Annotated in this window: 15 protein-coding genes; 3 read left to right on the forward strand and 12 right to left on the reverse strand. The window is 67.1% G+C overall.

The window, feature by feature from the left end; translation table 11 throughout:
• Positions 1–27 precede the first annotated feature (27 nt).
• A complete protein-coding gene (locus B0920_RS13365; protein WP_078032964.1) occupies positions 28–423 on the forward strand; it encodes a VOC family protein in 396 nt (131 codons plus the stop codon).
• Here the strand turns inward: B0920_RS13365 and B0920_RS13370 are convergent.
• The 4 genes from B0920_RS13370 to B0920_RS13385 form a co-directional block, all read right to left on the reverse strand.
• Positions 413–1,711: a HAMP domain-containing sensor histidine kinase gene (locus B0920_RS13370; protein WP_078032965.1), complete on the reverse strand. Its 1,299-nt coding sequence runs from the start codon at positions 1,709–1,711 to the stop codon at positions 413–415. The genes B0920_RS13365 and B0920_RS13370 overlap by 11 nt on opposite strands.
• Positions 1,708–2,373, reverse strand: coding sequence for a response regulator transcription factor (locus B0920_RS13375; RefSeq protein WP_218669383.1), 666 nt, complete (start codon positions 2,371–2,373; stop codon positions 1,708–1,710). The genes B0920_RS13370 and B0920_RS13375 overlap by 4 nt, the downstream gene beginning before the upstream one ends.
• A 13-nt stretch (positions 2,374–2,386) precedes the next feature.
• Positions 2,387–3,433 (reverse strand): type 1 glutamine amidotransferase domain-containing protein, encoded by a 1,047-nt coding sequence (locus B0920_RS13380; protein WP_078032967.1) that lies wholly within the window; start codon positions 3,431–3,433, stop codon positions 2,387–2,389.
• 62 nt (positions 3,434–3,495) lie between these two features.
• A complete protein-coding gene (locus tag B0920_RS13385) occupies positions 3,496–3,987 on the reverse strand; it encodes a DUF1203 domain-containing protein (RefSeq protein WP_078032968.1) in 492 nt (163 codons plus the stop codon).
• Between the two features lie 172 nt (positions 3,988–4,159).
• Between B0920_RS13385 and B0920_RS13390 the strand changes: the two genes are divergently transcribed.
• Positions 4,160–4,486: a Dabb family protein gene (locus B0920_RS13390; protein ID WP_078032969.1), complete on the forward strand. Its 327-nt coding sequence runs from the start codon at positions 4,160–4,162 to the stop codon at positions 4,484–4,486.
• A gap of 55 nt (positions 4,487–4,541) precedes the next feature.
• Here the strand turns inward: B0920_RS13390 and secA are convergent, their stop codons facing one another.
• Positions 4,542–7,325 (reverse strand): preprotein translocase subunit SecA, encoded by a 2,784-nt coding sequence (secA, locus tag B0920_RS13395; protein WP_078032970.1) that lies wholly within the window; start codon positions 7,323–7,325, stop codon positions 4,542–4,544.
• Between the two features lie 226 nt (positions 7,326–7,551).
• On the opposite strand from secA, the gene B0920_RS13400 reads away from it, so the two are divergent.
• On the forward strand, positions 7,552–8,049 hold the full coding sequence (locus tag B0920_RS13400) for a DciA family protein (RefSeq protein WP_078032971.1): 498 nt from the start codon (positions 7,552–7,554) through the stop codon (positions 8,047–8,049).
• A gap of 195 nt (positions 8,050–8,244) precedes the next feature.
• On the opposite strand, the gene lpxC is transcribed toward B0920_RS13400, so the two are convergent.
• From lpxC to B0920_RS13435, 7 genes are all read right to left on the reverse strand, one after another.
• Entirely contained in the window at positions 8,245–9,180 is a 936-nt protein-coding gene (gene lpxC, locus B0920_RS13405; protein WP_078032972.1) for a UDP-3-O-acyl-N-acetylglucosamine deacetylase, read from the reverse strand.
• Positions 9,181–9,263: 83 nt separating this feature from the next.
• Positions 9,264–10,106, reverse strand: a complete 843-nt coding sequence (locus B0920_RS13410; protein WP_078033415.1) for a DMT family transporter — start codon at positions 10,104–10,106, stop codon at positions 9,264–9,266.
• A gap of 35 nt (positions 10,107–10,141) precedes the next feature.
• The gene (locus B0920_RS13415; RefSeq protein ID WP_078032973.1) at positions 10,142–10,591 is read right to left on the reverse strand and encodes a GNAT family N-acetyltransferase; all 450 of its coding nucleotides are present in this window, start codon (positions 10,589–10,591) and stop codon (positions 10,142–10,144) included.
• 41 nt (positions 10,592–10,632) lie between these two features.
• A complete protein-coding gene (locus tag B0920_RS13420; protein ID WP_078032974.1) occupies positions 10,633–11,136 on the reverse strand; it encodes a peroxiredoxin in 504 nt (167 codons plus the stop codon).
• A gap of 493 nt (positions 11,137–11,629) precedes the next feature.
• Positions 11,630–12,823 carry a cell division protein FtsZ gene (ftsZ, locus tag B0920_RS13425; protein ID WP_078032975.1) on the reverse strand — a complete coding sequence of 398 codons (1,194 nt, stop codon included), beginning with the start codon at positions 12,821–12,823 and terminating at the stop codon, positions 11,630–11,632.
• A 132-nt stretch (positions 12,824–12,955) separates the two neighbouring features.
• A complete protein-coding gene (ftsA, locus tag B0920_RS13430) occupies positions 12,956–14,188 on the reverse strand; it encodes a cell division protein FtsA (RefSeq protein WP_078032976.1) in 1,233 nt (410 codons plus the stop codon).
• 14 nt (positions 14,189–14,202) lie between these two features.
• A complete protein-coding gene (locus tag B0920_RS13435) occupies positions 14,203–15,027 on the reverse strand; it encodes a cell division protein FtsQ/DivIB (RefSeq protein WP_078032977.1) in 825 nt (274 codons plus the stop codon).
• Positions 15,028–15,030: the final 3 nt, after the last annotated feature.

Here is a 15,030-nt window from a genome sequence, read left to right on the forward strand (position 1 = left end):
TACTGACCGACACCACAGGAGGCAGGATTGTTTTCGCATGTGTTCGTGGGCGTGCGCGATTTCGAGCGCGCGCTGGCTTTCTACACCCCCTTGATGGCGCTGCTCGGCAACGCCCCGCGCTTCTGCGACCGCGCGCGGCCCTGGGCCGGCTGGCAGTCCGAGCCCGGTCCACGGCCCCTCTTCCTGATCGGCGCCCCCCATGATGGCGCGGATCACGCTCCCGGCAACGGGCAGATGACGGCCTTTCTGGCCGCATCGCACGCGCAGGTGGACGAGGCCTACCGCCTGGCGCTTGCGCATGGCGGCAGCCCGGAAGGCATGCCGGGACTACGGCCGGAATACCACGCGGATTACTACGGCGCCTATTTCCGCGACCCCGAGGGCAACAAGCTGTGCGTCGTCTGCCACGCGCCTAAGGGCTGAGGGGCGCCGGCTGGGCCGCGCACTGCGCCGCGAGCCCCAGCGCGGCCCGCACCCCGCCCTTCGCCCCGTCCTCGATCTTCAGCGCGATGCCGGCGCGCGCGGCCACGCGGCGCGTGATCGACAAGCCCAGTCCGAATCCGGCGCTGCCGGCGCGCTTGACGCCGGGCTGGCCGAGGCGCTCGCGCACCCCGGCGTCCAGTCCCGGTCCGTCGTCCTCGATCACCAGCCAGCCGTCCTGCGCGAAGATTCGCACCGAGCCCTGCGGCGCGTGCTGGAAGGCGTTGGCGACCAGGTTGTCGAGCAGGATCGCGAAGGCGTCGGCGCTGCACTCGGCCTTCACCCGTGCGTCCAGCGACACCGAGACTTCGCCCTGGGCCAGCGCGGCGTGGCGCACCACGCTCTCCTCGACCATCGGCAGCACGGCGAAGGCCCTGGGCTGCCAGGCGCCCTGCGCATCCTCGCGCGCCAGCGCCAGCAGGGTGCGCAGGGTGCGTCCCATGTGTTCGGCGGCCTGGCGGATGCGTTCGGCCTGCTGGCCCGCCTGCCCGGGCAGCGGCTGCTGGGCGAGCAGGAAGGCGGCGCCCTCGATGACCGCCAGCGGCGTGCGCAGCTCGTGGCTGGCGTCGCGCGTGAAATGCTGCTCGCGCTCCACAAACGCCGCGATGCGGGCCATGGCCTGGTCGAGGGCCTGGGCCAGCGCGCCGATCTCGTCGTCCGGAAAGCCGGCGGCGAAGCCGCGCGGCAGCTCCTCGGGCCTGGTGCCGGCGACCAGTGCGGTCAGGCGGCTCAGGGGCGCGGTGGCGCGCCGCGCCAGCCAGTAGCCGGCGCCCAGGGTCACCAGGAGCAGGCACAGGGCCAGCCCGCCAAGCAGCAGGGCGAACTGGCGCAGGCGCGGGCGCACCGCCAGCTCGCCGCTGGTCTCGGCCACAAGGTAACGTGGCGCTTCCTCGCCGGCCAGATGCAGGGCGCGCACGTGGTAGTGGCGTCCGGCCTCGCCGAAGAACTCGCCCGCGCGCGCCGGCCCCTGGCGCGCCAGGTCGGGAGGGAAGCTCGACGCGTCGCGGTGCAGGCTGGTGCCGGCGCGCAGCGGCGGCGCGGTCCTGCCGCTGGCGGCCCAGCTGCCTTCCTGGTGGGCCGCTTCCTCGGCCAGCATGCGGTCGAAGAAGTGATCCTCGACCACGTAGACGAAGACCATGCAGAAAGCGCTGAAGCACAGCGCGCTCAGGAGGGAAAAGCAGGCGAAGGCCAGCGCGAGGCGGCGGCCCAGACCGTGCACGCGCAGCCTCATGCGTCGTCCACCAGGCGCAGGCCGACGCCGTGCACGGTGGCCAGCATGGGCGTGGCGAAGGGTTTGTCGAGCGCCAGCCGCAACTGGTAGAGGTGGCTGCGCAGCGCGTCCGAGTCGGGCGCCTCGTCGCCCCACAGCTTGCGGCTCAGTTCGGAGCGGGTGAGCACGCGCGGGCTGGCTTCGGCCAGCGCCAGCAGGATGCGGTAGCCCAGCGGCTGCAGGCGCAAGACCTGGCCGGCGCGGGTGGCCGTGCGCGCGCGCCGGTCGATGGACAAGCTGCCCACCTGGAGCAGGTAGTCCTCGTGGCGCTGGGCCAGCGCGCGGCAGCGCGCCAGCACTTCCTCCATCGCGAAGGGCTTGACCAGGTAGTCGTCGGCCCCGCAGTCGAAGCCGGCCAGCTTGTCCTGCAGGGTGTCGCGCGCGGTCAGCATCAGCACCGGCAGGCGCCGCGCCTGGCGCGCGCGCAGGCGGCGGCAAAGCTCCATGCCGTCCATGCGCGGCAGGCCGAGGTCGAGGATCACCAGGTCGTAGTCCTGGCTCAGGGCCAGTTGCAGGCCCAGTTCGCCGTCGGCGGCGAAATCGAGCGTATGCCCTGCCCCCTCGAGCGCCTCGGCCAGGTTGTGCGCCAGCGGCGCGTGGTCTTCGACCACCAGCACGTGCAATCCCATGTCCTCTTCACCCCCTTGCCAGCCGCTGCAACTGGAACGCGTCGCCCACCCGCCACTGCATGGCCGCGACCAGCGCGTGCAGCAGCACCAGCGAACGGTCATACTGCGGCGCCTGCGCCGCGCGTGCCGCCGCCAATCCTCCCCGATAATACGCCGCCAGCATGCGCACGCTGCGTTCTTCGGGCGTCGCCTCGCGCGCCACCGGCGCGTGGCCCAGGGCGCGCACCATGGCTTCGGCCACGGACCAGGTCGACCATGGATTCTGCCCTGTTACGAGGCGGCCGTCCACCACGGTGGTGTCGACGAACTGCGGACCGCCGACGAAGCGGGCGCCGCGCTCGCGCGCCCGCTCCTCCAGCAGGAAAGGCAGGCGCTGGCGCGCGTCCTTCATCAGGAACAGCTCTTCGGCATTGGTGAAGCCCGCCATGCGCCGGCCCTGCACCAGGTAGCGGCCGTCGTCCAGCCGCACGTCGAGCAGGGCCGCGGGCCCGTGGCAGACCGCGCCGATCACGCCGCGCCCGGCCAGGTCGCGCACGATGCGGGCGACCTCCGGGTTCCCAGGCAGGTCGAACATGGCGCCCTTGCCGCCGACGAAGTACACGGCAACGTAGCGGCGCGGATCGACCCCGGCCAGCGGCAGGCTGGCGCCGACCTTGCGCTGGGCCTCAGGGTCGTTGAGGAAGGCGTAGTCGACTTCCTGCATGTCGTCGGTGTCGATGCGCTCCGGCGGCCTGCCGCCCTGGGGCGAGGCGATGTCGACCTCGTAGCCATTGGCCCGGAAGACGTAATAGGCGCGCGACAGTTCGGTGAGCTCGTAGCCTGCCTTCTTCTTCCCGTCGCGCATGGTGGCGGTGCTGGACACCACGGCCAGGATGCGGCCGCGCGGCGCGCCCGCGCCCTCCTTTAGGAAGGCAAGGCTGGCCGCGGTGGCCTTGGGGTCGGGCCGCGGGGCCTTGTCCAGCTCGAAGCCACGGGCATACAGGTAGAGGGCGCCGGCGAGCAGGACGAGGGTGGCCAGCAGCCAGGCGGCGCAGCGCAGGATTGTTTTCAGCATGGCGGACTCCCTTGGTGATCGGAAGCCCATGCTGGCGCAGCGCGCGTGAAGAGGATGTGAAGCTAGCGCCGCGCGCCCTCGCCGCGCTCCAGCCTGAGCGCATAGCAGCCATACGCCGTGAAGCGCGCCAGCACGAAGGCGACCTCCGGCCGCGCGAACAGCGCGCTCAGGTCGGCGTCCGCCGACTGCGGCGCGCTGACGCGCGCGTCGACGATGCGTTCGTCGCCACTGTAGGCGCGCAGGACGAAGCTGGCGCCCAGATAGGGCTGCGGGCCGGCCAGCGGCAAGGCGTCGCATGCCGGCGCTTCGCCTCCCTGGGCGGAGACGAACACCGGGCCGTACTCCCGATAGGGGCCGGCCTGGGTGAAGGGGCAGTAGCTGGCCAGCAGGATCGCTTCGCCCGGACGGGCGCGCCGCAACAGGTCGCGCAGCGGCTCGCCGCCTTCGGCGACGTGGCGTTCGACAGCCTGGCCCTGGTCGTCCATGCCCTCGCGGGCGCGCCGCAGGAAAGCGTCGGGGAGCGGAACGATGCGGATCGGTGTGGTGGCTTGCATGGGAAACCTCGCAGTGGATGGAAACCCATTCTCGGCCGAGGCGCTGCCGGCCGCGATCCGTTTCTTGCGCTCGAATCGCCGGGCGTGCGCGGCGCGCGATGCAGGCGCGCTACCATGAGGAACCATCATCGCCGGGCCCGCGCGCCCTGGCCTTCCTGTCTCGAGGAGAACCATGTCAGCCAACCTGTCCGCTTCGCTGCGCCACGTCGTCCTGTTCGCGTTCAAGGACGCCGCGGGCGCCGACGAGATCGACGCCATCGCTTCCGATTTCGCCACCCTGAAGAACGCCATCCCGGCCGTCGCCGGCTTCGAGTGGGGCACCAACGTCAGCCCTGAGGGCTTGAACCAGGGCTTCACGCACTGCTTCACCCTCTCCTTCCGCTCGGTCGAGGACCGCGACGCCTACCTGGTGCATCCGGAACACCAGCGCTTCGTCTCCACGCTGGGCGGCTTGCTGGAGAAGTCGCTGGTGATCGACTACTGGGCCCAGGAAGAATAAGGGCGAAAAAAAAGGCCGGATCGCTCCGGCCTTTTTCCTTGGGCTCAGCGGGCGCTTACGCCAGCTTGCCGTGGCACTGCTTGAACTTCTTGCCGCTGCCGCAAGGGCAAGGATCGTTGCGGCCGACCTTCATGCCCATGTAGGTGCTGTGGTCTTCGGCCGCCACCGGGGCGGCGCCGGACGACACCGGGTTCGGGTTGAGCAGCTCTTCCGGCGCGGCCGACGGATTGAAGTCGGCGTGCTGGAAGTTGATGTTCTCCAGGTGCGCCGCCTGGGCCGCCATCGCGGCTTCGGCCGCCTCGACTTCCTCGCGGGTCTGGATGCGCACGGTCATCACGGTGCGGATCACTTCGTTCTTGATCATGTCCAGCATGTTGCCGAACAGTTCGAAGGCTTCGCGCTTGTACTCCTGCTTCGGGTTCTTCTGGGCGTAGCCGCGCAGGTGGATGCCCTGGCGCAGGTGGTCCAGCGCCGCGAGGTGCTCGCGCCAGTGGGTGTCCACGCTCTGCAGCATGACGTTGCGCTCGAAGCCGCCGAAGGATTCCTTGCCCACGATGCCGACCTTGGCCTCGTAGGCGGCGTCGGCCGCGGCCAGCACGCGCTCGAGGATGTCGTCGTCGTTCAGGTTCGGCTCGTCCTGCAGCATCTGTTGCAGCGGCACGTTCAGGCTCCATTCGCCGGCCAGGGTCGCTTCCAGGCCCTTGATGTCCCACTGCTCTTCCACCGACTCGGCCGGCACGAAGCCGCGCACCACCTCGGTGAACACGCCGGCGCGCAGCGAGGCGATCATCTCGGAGATGTCGGTCGACTCCAGCAGCTCGTTACGCTGGGTGTAGATCACCTTGCGCTGGTCGTTGGCGACGTCGTCGTATTCGAGCAGCTGCTTGCGGATGTCGAAGTTGCGGGCCTCGACCTTGCGCTGGGCCGATTCGATCGAGCGGGTCACGATGCCCGCCTCGATCGGCTCGCCTTCCGGCATCTTCAGGCGCTCCATGATGGCGCGCACGCGGTCGCCGGCGAAGATGCGCAGCAGCGGGTCGTCCAGGCACAGGTAGAAGCGCGAGGAGCCCGGGTCGCCCTGGCGACCCGAACGGCCGCGCAGCTGGTTGTCGACGCGGCGCGACTCGTGGCGCTCGGTGCCGATGATGTGCAGGCCGCCGACCGAGACCACGTGGTCGTGCAGCGACTGCCATTCGTCGCGCAGGGTCTTGGCCTGGGCCGCCTTGTCGGCGTCGGACAGCTTGTCGTCGGCCTCGATGAACTGGATCTGCTTCTCGACATTGCCGCCCAGGACGATGTCGGTGCCGCGGCCCGCCATGTTGGTGGCGATGGTGATCATCTTCGGACGGCCGGCCTGGGCGATGATTTCCGCCTCGCGCGCGTGCTGCTTCGCGTTGAGCACGTTGTGCGGCAGGCTGGCCTGGGTCAGGATCTTGGACAGCAGCTCGGAGTTCTCGATCGAGGTGGTGCCCACCAGCACAGGCTGGCCGCGCTCGTAGCAGTCGCGGATGTCGTTGAGCATCGCGTTGTACTTCTCTTGCGCGCTCTTGTAGACCTGGTCCTGGCGGTCCTTGCGCTGCGAAGGCCGGTTGGGCGGGACGACCACGGTCTCGAGGCCGTAGATCTCCTGGAATTCGTAGGCTTCGGTGTCGGCGGTTCCGGTCATGCCCGCCAGCTTGGCGTACATGCGGAAGTAGTTCTGGAAGGTGATCGAAGCCAGGGTCTGGTTCTCGTTCTGGATGCGCACGCCTTCCTTGGCTTCCACCGCCTGGTGCAGGCCGTCGGACCAGCGGCGGCCCGTCATCAGGCGGCCGGTGAATTCGTCGACGATGGTGACTTCGCCGTTCTGCACCACGTAGTGCTGGTCCTTGTGGTACAGGACGTGGGCGCGCAGCGCCGCGTACAGGTGGTGGATCAGGGTGATGTTGGCGGCGTCGTAGAGCGAGGCGCCTTCCGGCAGCAGGCCCATCTTGGTCAGGATGGCTTCGGCCTTCTCGTGGCCGGCCTCGGTCAGCAGCACGGTGTGCGCTTTCTCGTCCTTGGTGTAGTCGCCCGGGACTTCGATCTTGCCCTTGCCGTCCGGGGTCTCCTCGCCGACCTGCAGGGTCAGCTGCGGCGGGACTTCGTTCAGGCGGTAGTACAGGTCGGTGTGGTTCTCGGCCTGGCCCGAGATGATCAGCGGGGTACGGGCTTCGTCGATCAGGATCGAGTCCACCTCGTCGACCAGCGCGTAGTTCAGGGCGCGCTGCACGCGCTCGCGCGCATCGTAGACCATGTTGTCGCGCAGGTAGTCGAAGCCGAATTCGTTGTTGGTGCCGTAGGTGATGTCGGCGGCGTAGGCTTTCTGCTTGCTGTCGTGGTCGAGCTGGGACAGGTTCACGCCGGTGGACAGGCCCAGCCAGGCGTACAGGCGGCCCATCTGCTCGGCGTCACGCTGGGCCAGGTAATCGTTGACGGTAATGACGTGCACGCCCTTGCCGGCCAGTGCGTTCAGGTAGACCGCCAGGGTCGCGGTCAGGGTCTTGCCCTCGCCGGTGCCCATTTCGGAGATTTTGCCCTGGTGCAGGACCATACCGCCGATCAGCTGCACGTCGAAGTGGCGCATCTTGAGCACGCGCTTGGCGGCTTCGCGGCAGACGGCAAAGGCTTCCGGCAGGATGGCATCCAGGTCCTCGCCCTTGGCCAGGCGGTCCTTGAATTCGGGTGTCTTGGCCTGGAGTTCGGCGTCCGACAGCTTTTCCATCTGCGGCTCGAGCGCGTTGATCTGACGCACGGTTTTTTGATATTGCTTGAGCAGACGCTGGTTACGGCTGCCGAAAATCTGGGTCAGGAATGACATTGCTGTGTTCTAGAAAATTACGCCGCAAAAAGAGCCAGGGATGATATCAGATAGATAAGCACCGAAGACCGCCTATGGCAAAAAGCCACTGATTTTATCATGCGATGGAGCCACACTTGGGGACGATGGTCAGGAACGCAAGAGTTCCGACGACCAGAATGTTATCAAAAGGCACTCGTTAATAGCCTGGCATTGCAAAGCGCGCGCGCTGTGGTATGTTGCAACTATGCAGTTTTCATCCTCTAAGCCGCGTCCGTTTCACATCTTCGGGACTTCGACCCGGAAGACTTCCCACGCCGCGACCGACTTTCTTCAGCGCAACGATCACCTCGCCAGCCTGCTGCCGGCAGCCCAGCGCATGGGCCGCCTGCAGGCCGACTGCGCGGCGGCGCTGCCGGCCATGTTCAGCGGCTGCGCGGTGCTGTCCTTCCAGGACGGGGTGCTGGTCTTGTCGGTGCCGAGTTCGGCGCTGGCGGCGCGGCTGAAGCAGATGCTGCCCAAGCTGCAGGCGAGCTTGCAGCAGAAGGGGTGGCAGGTGGAGAACATCCGGCAGAAGATCCAGATGACGCGGACCGTCGACGAGAAGCCGATCATGCGCACGCTCGAACTACCGCCGCGGGCGGTGCAGGCGTTCGAGGAGCTGGCAGAGTCGCTGGAGGAGACGGCGCAGAACAAGGAGTTGGTGGCGGCGCTCAGGGCGCTGGCGGCCAAGCGCAAGGGCTGAGTACGAAGCTGGTGGCGGCTTTTGGAAACTTGGATCCCGGCCTTCGCCGGGATGACGTTGATTGAGGATACGACACGCCCAAGTGTGCGAACTTCGGCTGCGCAAACTTCGGATTCGCGCCTACGCACCGTCATCCCCGCGTAGGCGGGGATCCAAGTTTGCGTGCGAAGCCCTTAGCTCAGACCCGCAGCCACCTCAGCTCTGCGCCCACTCCCGCGACATCATCTGCACGTAAGACGCCGGCGCCGTCCCCAGCGAATCGAAAGTCACGATCTCGTAGGAATCCGGCTGAGCCAGCAGCGCGCGCAGCAGTTCGTTGTTGAGCGCATGCCCCGACTTGTGGGCCGTATAGCTGGCCAGCAGCGGGTGCCCCACCAGGTAGAGGTCGCCGATCGCGTCGAGGATCTTGTGGCGCACGAACTCGTCCTCGTAGCGCAGGCCGTCCGCGTTCAGGATGCGGTACTCGTCCATCACGATCGCGTTCTCGAGCGAGCCGCCACGCGCCAGGCCCATGCCGCGCAGGCTTTCCACGTCCTGCATGAAGCCGAAGGTGCGGGCGCGCGCGACGTCGCGCACATAGGTGATGTCGCCGAAGTCGACCAGCGCGCGCTGCATGGTGCCGTCCACCGCGGGGTGGTTGAACTCGATGAAGAAGTCCAGCTTGAAACCGTCGTGCGGCGACAGGCGCGCCCACTTCTCGTTGGCGCCGCTGCCCTGGCGCACCTCGACATCCTTGAGCACGCGGATGAACTTGCGCGGCGCATCCTGCTCTTCCACGCCCGACTGCTGCAGCAGGTAGACGAAGGACGACGCCGAACCGTCCATGATCGGGATTTCCTCGGCCGTAACGTCGATGTAGAGATTGTCGATGCCCAGGCCGGCGCAGGCCGACATGATGTGCTCGACCGTCGACACGCGGGCGTCGTCCTTGACCAGGACCGAGGCCATGCGCGTGTCGCCCACCACATGCGCGCTGCTCGGGATCTCGACCGGCGGATTGAAATCCACGCGACGGAACACGATGCCCGTGTCGGCATCGGCCGGACGCAGGGTCAGTTCCACCTTGCGGCCCGAGTGCAGTCCGACGCCGGTGGTGCGGACGGTTTCTTTGATAGTACGTTGATTCAGCATCCGCCGATTATAGCCCGGCAGCGCCGGGCGCGCTGAGGCCCCCTCTTTCGGCTGGCCCCAGGGTTGCGCCCTTGCCACGCTGTCTACGGATGTTCCGCCTCGACGTGCTCCTTCTCGTGGCGGATCAGATACAGCCCGCTGCCGATGATGATGGCGGCGCCCACCAGGGTCCAGGCGTCCGGCAGCGCCCGCCACAGCAACCAGTCCAGGCCCACGCCCCAGGCCAGGGCCGAGTATTCGAAGGGCGCCACGCTCGAGGCCTCGCCCTTGCTGAAGGCTTCGGTGATCGCGAGCTGGCCGATGAAGCCGGGGATGGCCAGGCAGAACAGCAGCGGCACGTCGTCCAGGCCGATGCCGACCCAGTTGGGGGCGGCGAGCACGCTGCCGCCGATGGCCATCATCAGCATCAGCCAGAACACCATGTGCTCGTTGCGGTCGGTGCGCGAGAGCACCCGCACCGTGATGGCCGAGATGGCGTAGCTGGCGGCCGAGCCCAGGATCGCCAGGCCGCCGATGGTGAGGAAGCCGGCGCCGTCCGGGCGCAGCACCACCAGCACCCCGCCCAGGCCGACGGCGATCGCCAGCCAGCGCGCCGGGTCGACGCGCTCCTTCAGGAACAGCACCGACATGGCGGTGATCAGGGCCGGGGCGATGAAGAAGATCGAATAGGCCTCGGCCAGCGACAGGCGCTTGAGGCCGTAGGCGAACAGGGCCAGCATTAAAATGCCGAGCAGCGCGCGCAGCAGGTGCATGGGCCAGCGCACCTGGAAGATGCCGGCGTAGGCGCCGCGCCAGGCCAGGTAGGCCGCCACCAGCGGCAGCGAGCACAGCGCGCGCAGGGCCGCCACCTGCATCGCCGGGTAGCGCGCCGACAGCAGTTTCATGGCGGTGTCCATCAGGGCGAACATGAAGACCGCGAGCAGCATCGCGTAGATGCTGTACAGGTTTTTGCCGGGCTTCTTCAAAGGCGCTTTTCCATGAACAGGCTGAGCGGGTCGGGCTGGTAGTCGCCGAAGGGCGCGCGGCGCACGAAGCCGGCGCGCTCGTAGAGGCGGATCGCCTCCGGCTGGTGGATGCCGGTTTCCAGCATCAGGGACGGCAGGCCGGCCATGCGCGCGAACATCGTCAGGTGCTCGAGCAGCTTGTTGCCGGCGCCCAGGCCGCGCCGGGCTTCGTCCACGTACATCCGTTTGACTTCGCCGTAGCCGTCGCGCCGCACCAGGGCGGCGCAGCCAACCGCCTTGCCCTCGACGTCGCGCGCGACCAGGAACAGGGCTTCCTCGCGCAGCAGGGCCTCGACACCCAGCAGGTGGTTGGATTCGGCCGGGTACAGGGCGGCGCAGTAGGCGTCCAGCTTGTCCAGCATGGCCCGCACTTCGGGCTGGTCGGGTGTTTCGGTGTTGATGATCATGATGAAAAACGGCGCCGCGGCGCCGTTTGCGTCGGTGGGGATCAGCCCAGTTGTTCCAGCATCTTCTCGGCGCTCGACACCTCGAAGCCGGTGGTCTCCAGGTTTAGCGACTTGACCACGCCGTCCTCGACCAGCATCGAGTAGCGCTTGGAGCGGGTGCCCATGCCGTGCTTGGAGAAGTCGGCGTCCAGGCCCAGGGCCTTGGTGAAGGCGGCGTTACCGTCGGCCATCATGCGCACGATGCCGGTGGCTTTCTGGTCGCGGCCCCAGGCGCCCATCACGAAGGCGTCGTTGACCGAGATGCACCAGATCTCGTCCACGCCCTTGGCCTTGAGGGCCTCGGCGTGCTGGACGTAGCCCGGCACGTGCTTGGCCGAGCAGGTCGGGGTGTAGGCGCCGGGCAGGCCGAAGATCACGATCTTCTTGCCCTTCACGAGGTCGGCCACCTGGAAGGTGTTCGGGCCGAGGGCGCAGCCTTCGGTCTCGACGTCGATGAATTCCGACAGGGTGCCTTCGGGCAGGCGGTCGCCGATCTGGATGGTCATGGGTGCTCCTTGTTGATGTTGTGTGAATCCTTACATTATCGCCGATACGGAAGCGGCGTGCAGCAGGTGGTCCACGTGCGTCCTGCCGCGCCCTCTCCTTCCGGCCCGCTGCACTCTCTCCTTTCGGCCCGCTGGCCCTCCCCTTTCGGCCCGCTGCGCCCTCTCTTTTCGCCCCGCTACACCCTCTCCTTTCGGCCCGCTGCCCATGAACGTCATCCCGGCGAAGGCCGGGATCCAAGTCCGTGCCGCAGCCACAGATGCATGCCTTAGCTCGACGCGGGCAAACTTGGATTCCGGCCTTCGCCGGAATGACGGTTTTGCGGCTGGCGATGCAAGGGGATGTACAGAGACGCGGGCTTTTGCCAAGGTGGAGACGCCGGCTTATGCCAAGGCGGAGATGCGGGCTCGGGCCGCGGCGGAGACGCGCGCCGCGAACCGCCAAAGAAAAAGGGCCAGCTCACGCTGGCCCTTCGTGCATTCAAACGAACGCGTATCAGTCAGCCTGCTTGCGCAGGAAGGCCGGGATGTCGTAGGTCTCGACGCCGTTGCGCTGCATCGCCTGCACCTGCTCCGATGCCTGCTCGCGGCGCCACACGGCAGGCTGCTTCAGGCCGCCGACGGTGTCGGCCGTGCCCATGGTCAGGTTGCCGTTCACGCCGTTCGCACCGGCCATCACCGGGGCGTTGTAGGTGCCGGTCTTGAGCACCTGCTGCGGCTGCACCAGCTGGATCGACTTCTTGTTCTTGCCAAGGCCAGTCGCGACCACGGTCACGCGCAGCTCGTCGCCCATCGAGTCGTCGTAGGCGATGCCCTGGGCGATCGACGCGTCCGGCGCGGCGAAGGCGCGCACGGCGGCCATGACTTCCTTGATTTCCTTACCCTTCAGGCCACGGCTAGCGGTCACGTTGACCAGCACGCCCTTGGCGCCCGACAGGTCGATGCCGTCCAGCAGCGGCGAAGCCACGGCCTGCTCGGCGGCGATGCGCGCGCGGTCCACGCCCGAGGCGGTCGCGGTGCCCATCATGGCCTTGCCCTGCTCGCTCATGATGGTCTTGACGTCGTTGAAGTCGACGTTGATGTGGCCCGGCACGTTGATGATCTCGGCGATGCCGGCCACCGCGTTGTTCAGGACGTCGTCGGCGTGCTTCATCCAGTCCAGCATCGACTCGTCTTCGTAGATGTCTTCCAGCTTCTCGTTCAGGATCACGATCAGCGAGTCCACGTGCTTGGTCAGCTCTTCCAGGCCCGCTTCGGCCACGTCCATGCACTTCTGGCCTTCGTAGGAGAACGGCTTGGAGACCACGGCCACGGTCAGCGCGCCCATCGATTTGGCGACTTCGGCCACGATCGGTGCGGCGCCGGTGCCGGTGCCGCCGCCCATGCCGGCCGCGATGAAGACCATGTGCGCGCCGCGCAGCGCGTCTTCGATGCGCGAACGCGATTGCTCGGCGAGCTGGCGGCCGACTTCCGGACGCATGCCCGCGCCCAGGCCGGACGGGCCGATCTGGATCACGTTGTGCGCGCTCGATGCCGCAAGCGCCTGCGCGTCCGTGTTAGCGGCGATGAACTCGACACCGGACACACCCTTATTGATCATGTGCTGGACCGCGTTGCCGCCGGCGCCACCGACGCCAACGACCTTGATCACGGTCCCCAGTGCTGCGTTATCGACCATATCGAACTCCATGATGAACTCCTAATATTCAAAATGCGGTTCCCGGGACGAAGCGTTTTTTCGCTTGAATTGACGGCCCATCTCGGTAACTGCGATTGTATTTAAAAATCTTTAACCCGTGACGAATTTTTTACTTCTCGTTGCTTAGAAATTCCCTGCTATCCATTCCTTCATGCGTTGCCAGACTGCTTTCACCGAACCATCCTGACGGGTCACGATGTGACCGCGCAGGTACTGCTTCTTCGCTTCCAGCAGCAGGCCGAGCACGGTGGCGTAGCGGGGGCTGCGCACCACGTCGGCCAACTGGCCGCGGTAATCCGGCGTGCCCAGGCGCGCCGGTTTGAGGAAAATGTCTTCGGCCATCTCGATCATGCCGGGCATGATCGAGCTGCCGCCGGTGAGGACGATGCCCGAGGAGAGCACCCCTTCGTAACCGGATTCGCGCACCACCTGGTGCACCATCGCGAACAGTTCTTCGACGCGCGGCTCGATAACGGCCGCCAGCGCCTGTCGCGACAGCGCGCGCGGGCCTCGGTCTCCCAGGCCCGGGACTTCCAGGGTCTCGCCCGGATCGGCCAGCACCTGCTTGGCCACCCCGTAGCGGATCTTGATATCTTCGGCTTCGCCGGTCGGCGTACGCAGCGCCATGGCGATGTCGCTGGTGATCTGGTCACCCGCGATCGGAATCACCGCCGTGTGGCGGATCGCGCCGTCGGAGAACACGGCGATGTCGGTGGTGCCGCCGCCGATGTCGATCAGCACCACGCCCAGTTCCTTCTCGTCGGCGGTCAGGACCGCGTCGGCCGAGGCCATCGGCTGCAGGATCAGGTCCGAGACCTCGAGTCCGCAGCGACGCACGCACTTTACGATATTTTGGACCGCGGACACCGCACCGGTGACGATGTGCACCCGCACTTCCAGGCGGATGCCGCTCATGCCGATCGGCTCGCGCACGTCTTCCTGGTTGTCGACGATGAATTCCTGCGGCACCGTGTGCAGCAATTGCTGGTCGGTGGGGATGTTGACCGCCTTGGCGGTCTCGATCACCCGCGCCACATCGGTGGCGGTGACTTCCTTGTCCTTGATCGCAACCATGCCGCTCGAGTTGAAGGAGCGGATATGGCTGCCGGCGATGCCTGCATAGACGTTGCGGATCTTGCAGTCGGCCATCAGCTCGGCCTCTTCGAGGGCGCGCTGGATCGACTCGACGGTGGCCTCGATGTTGACGACCACGCCTTTCTTCAATCCTTTCGACTCGTGCTGACCGAGGCCGATCACCTCGTGGCGTCCGTCGGACATCACTTCGGCGACGACCGCCACCACTTTCGAGGTGCCGATGTCGAGGCCGACGATCAGGTTTTTCGCGTCTTTTGTCATTGCTGTTCGCCTGCTTAGATTTGTTTGCTTGTCTTGTTGGTGGTGCTTGGTTTCTTTTTCGCCGCCTTGACCGGCTTGCTGGCGTCTTCCGGCACGCTCAGCGCGGCCGAGGACAAGGCCAGGCCGTTCGGGTAGCGCATGTCGATCGTGTCGATGCGCCCTTCCTGCAGCCGGGCGACCAGCTGCGGGTACACGCCGACCAGGCGCTGCACGCGGTGCTTCAGCGTGTTGCGGTCCTGCTCGCGTCCCAATTCCACGCTCATCCCGTTGTCCAGCTTCACGGTCCAGGCGTACCGGTCGGACAGGGAGATCGCCTGTGGCACCAGCTTCACCGGCGCGAACAGCGTGCGCAGCTCGGCGAAGCGGGCCAGTACTTCTTTTTCGGTGCCGGCCGGGCCGTCGAAGGCCGGCAGCGGGCGCTCGTCATAGGCCTCGCCCAGGTTGGCCGTGAAGACGTCGCCCTTGATCGACAGCAGGCGTCCGTCCTCGCCCCAGGTGCCGAGGGCTTCGTGCTCTTCCACCTCGACGATCAGCTGGTTCGGCCATTCGCGGCGCACCGTCGCCCGGCGCACCCAGGGCACCGTCTCGAAAGTGGTCCTCACCTGCTCCAGGTCGGCGGTGAAGAAGTTGCCGCGGATCTTGCCGATCACGCCGTTGCGCACCGTGAGTTCGTTCACGTGGCGCAGGTCGATCCCGTACATGCTTTCCACCGTCACCGCGCGCAGCGAGAACATGGGCAGCTGCGACAGCCACCACACGAACGAGGCGAGGCAGGCGAGCACCGTCAGCGCGGTCACCGCGCTGGCGCTTGCATTCAGGGCCCGGACGTCATGCCACATGCG

This window comes from Massilia sp. KIM (assembly GCF_002007115.1).
Classification (GTDB): domain Bacteria; phylum Pseudomonadota; class Gammaproteobacteria; order Burkholderiales; family Burkholderiaceae_D; genus Telluria.

Excerpts from the sequence above, each read along its gene's own strand:
- B0920_RS13370 (WP_078032965.1), bottom strand. The coding sequence starts at position 1,711 with ATGAGGCTGCGCGTGCACGGTCTGGGCCGCCGCCTCGCGCTGGCCTTC.
- B0920_RS13380 (WP_078032967.1), bottom strand. The coding sequence starts at position 3,433 with ATGCTGAAAACAATCCTGCGCTGCGCCGCCTGGCTGCTGGCCACCCTC.
- B0920_RS13385 (WP_078032968.1), bottom strand. The coding sequence starts at position 3,987 with ATGCAAGCCACCACACCGATCCGCATCGTTCCGCTCCCCGACGCTTTC.
- B0920_RS13390 (WP_078032969.1), top strand. The coding sequence starts at position 4,160 with ATGTCAGCCAACCTGTCCGCTTCGCTGCGCCACGTCGTCCTGTTCGCG.
- secA (WP_078032970.1), bottom strand. The coding sequence starts at position 7,325 with ATGTCATTCCTGACCCAGATTTTCGGCAGCCGTAACCAGCGTCTGCTC.
- B0920_RS13400 (WP_078032971.1), top strand. The coding sequence starts at position 7,552 with ATGCAGTTTTCATCCTCTAAGCCGCGTCCGTTTCACATCTTCGGGACT.
- lpxC (WP_078032972.1), bottom strand. The coding sequence starts at position 9,180 with ATGCTGAATCAACGTACTATCAAAGAAACCGTCCGCACCACCGGCGTC.
- B0920_RS13410 (WP_078033415.1), bottom strand. The coding sequence starts at position 10,106 with ATGCTGCTCGCGGTCTTCATGTTCGCCCTGATGGACACCGCCATGAAA.
- B0920_RS13415 (WP_078032973.1), bottom strand. The coding sequence starts at position 10,591 with ATGATCATCAACACCGAAACACCCGACCAGCCCGAAGTGCGGGCCATG.
- B0920_RS13420 (WP_078032974.1), bottom strand. The coding sequence starts at position 11,136 with ATGACCATCCAGATCGGCGACCGCCTGCCCGAAGGCACCCTGTCGGAA.
- ftsZ (WP_078032975.1), bottom strand. The coding sequence starts at position 12,823 with ATGGAGTTCGATATGGTCGATAACGCAGCACTGGGGACCGTGATCAAG.
- ftsA (WP_078032976.1), bottom strand. The coding sequence starts at position 14,188 with ATGACAAAAGACGCGAAAAACCTGATCGTCGGCCTCGACATCGGCACC.
- B0920_RS13435 (WP_078032977.1), bottom strand. The coding sequence starts at position 15,027 with ATGTGGCATGACGTCCGGGCCCTGAATGCAAGCGCCAGCGCGGTGACC.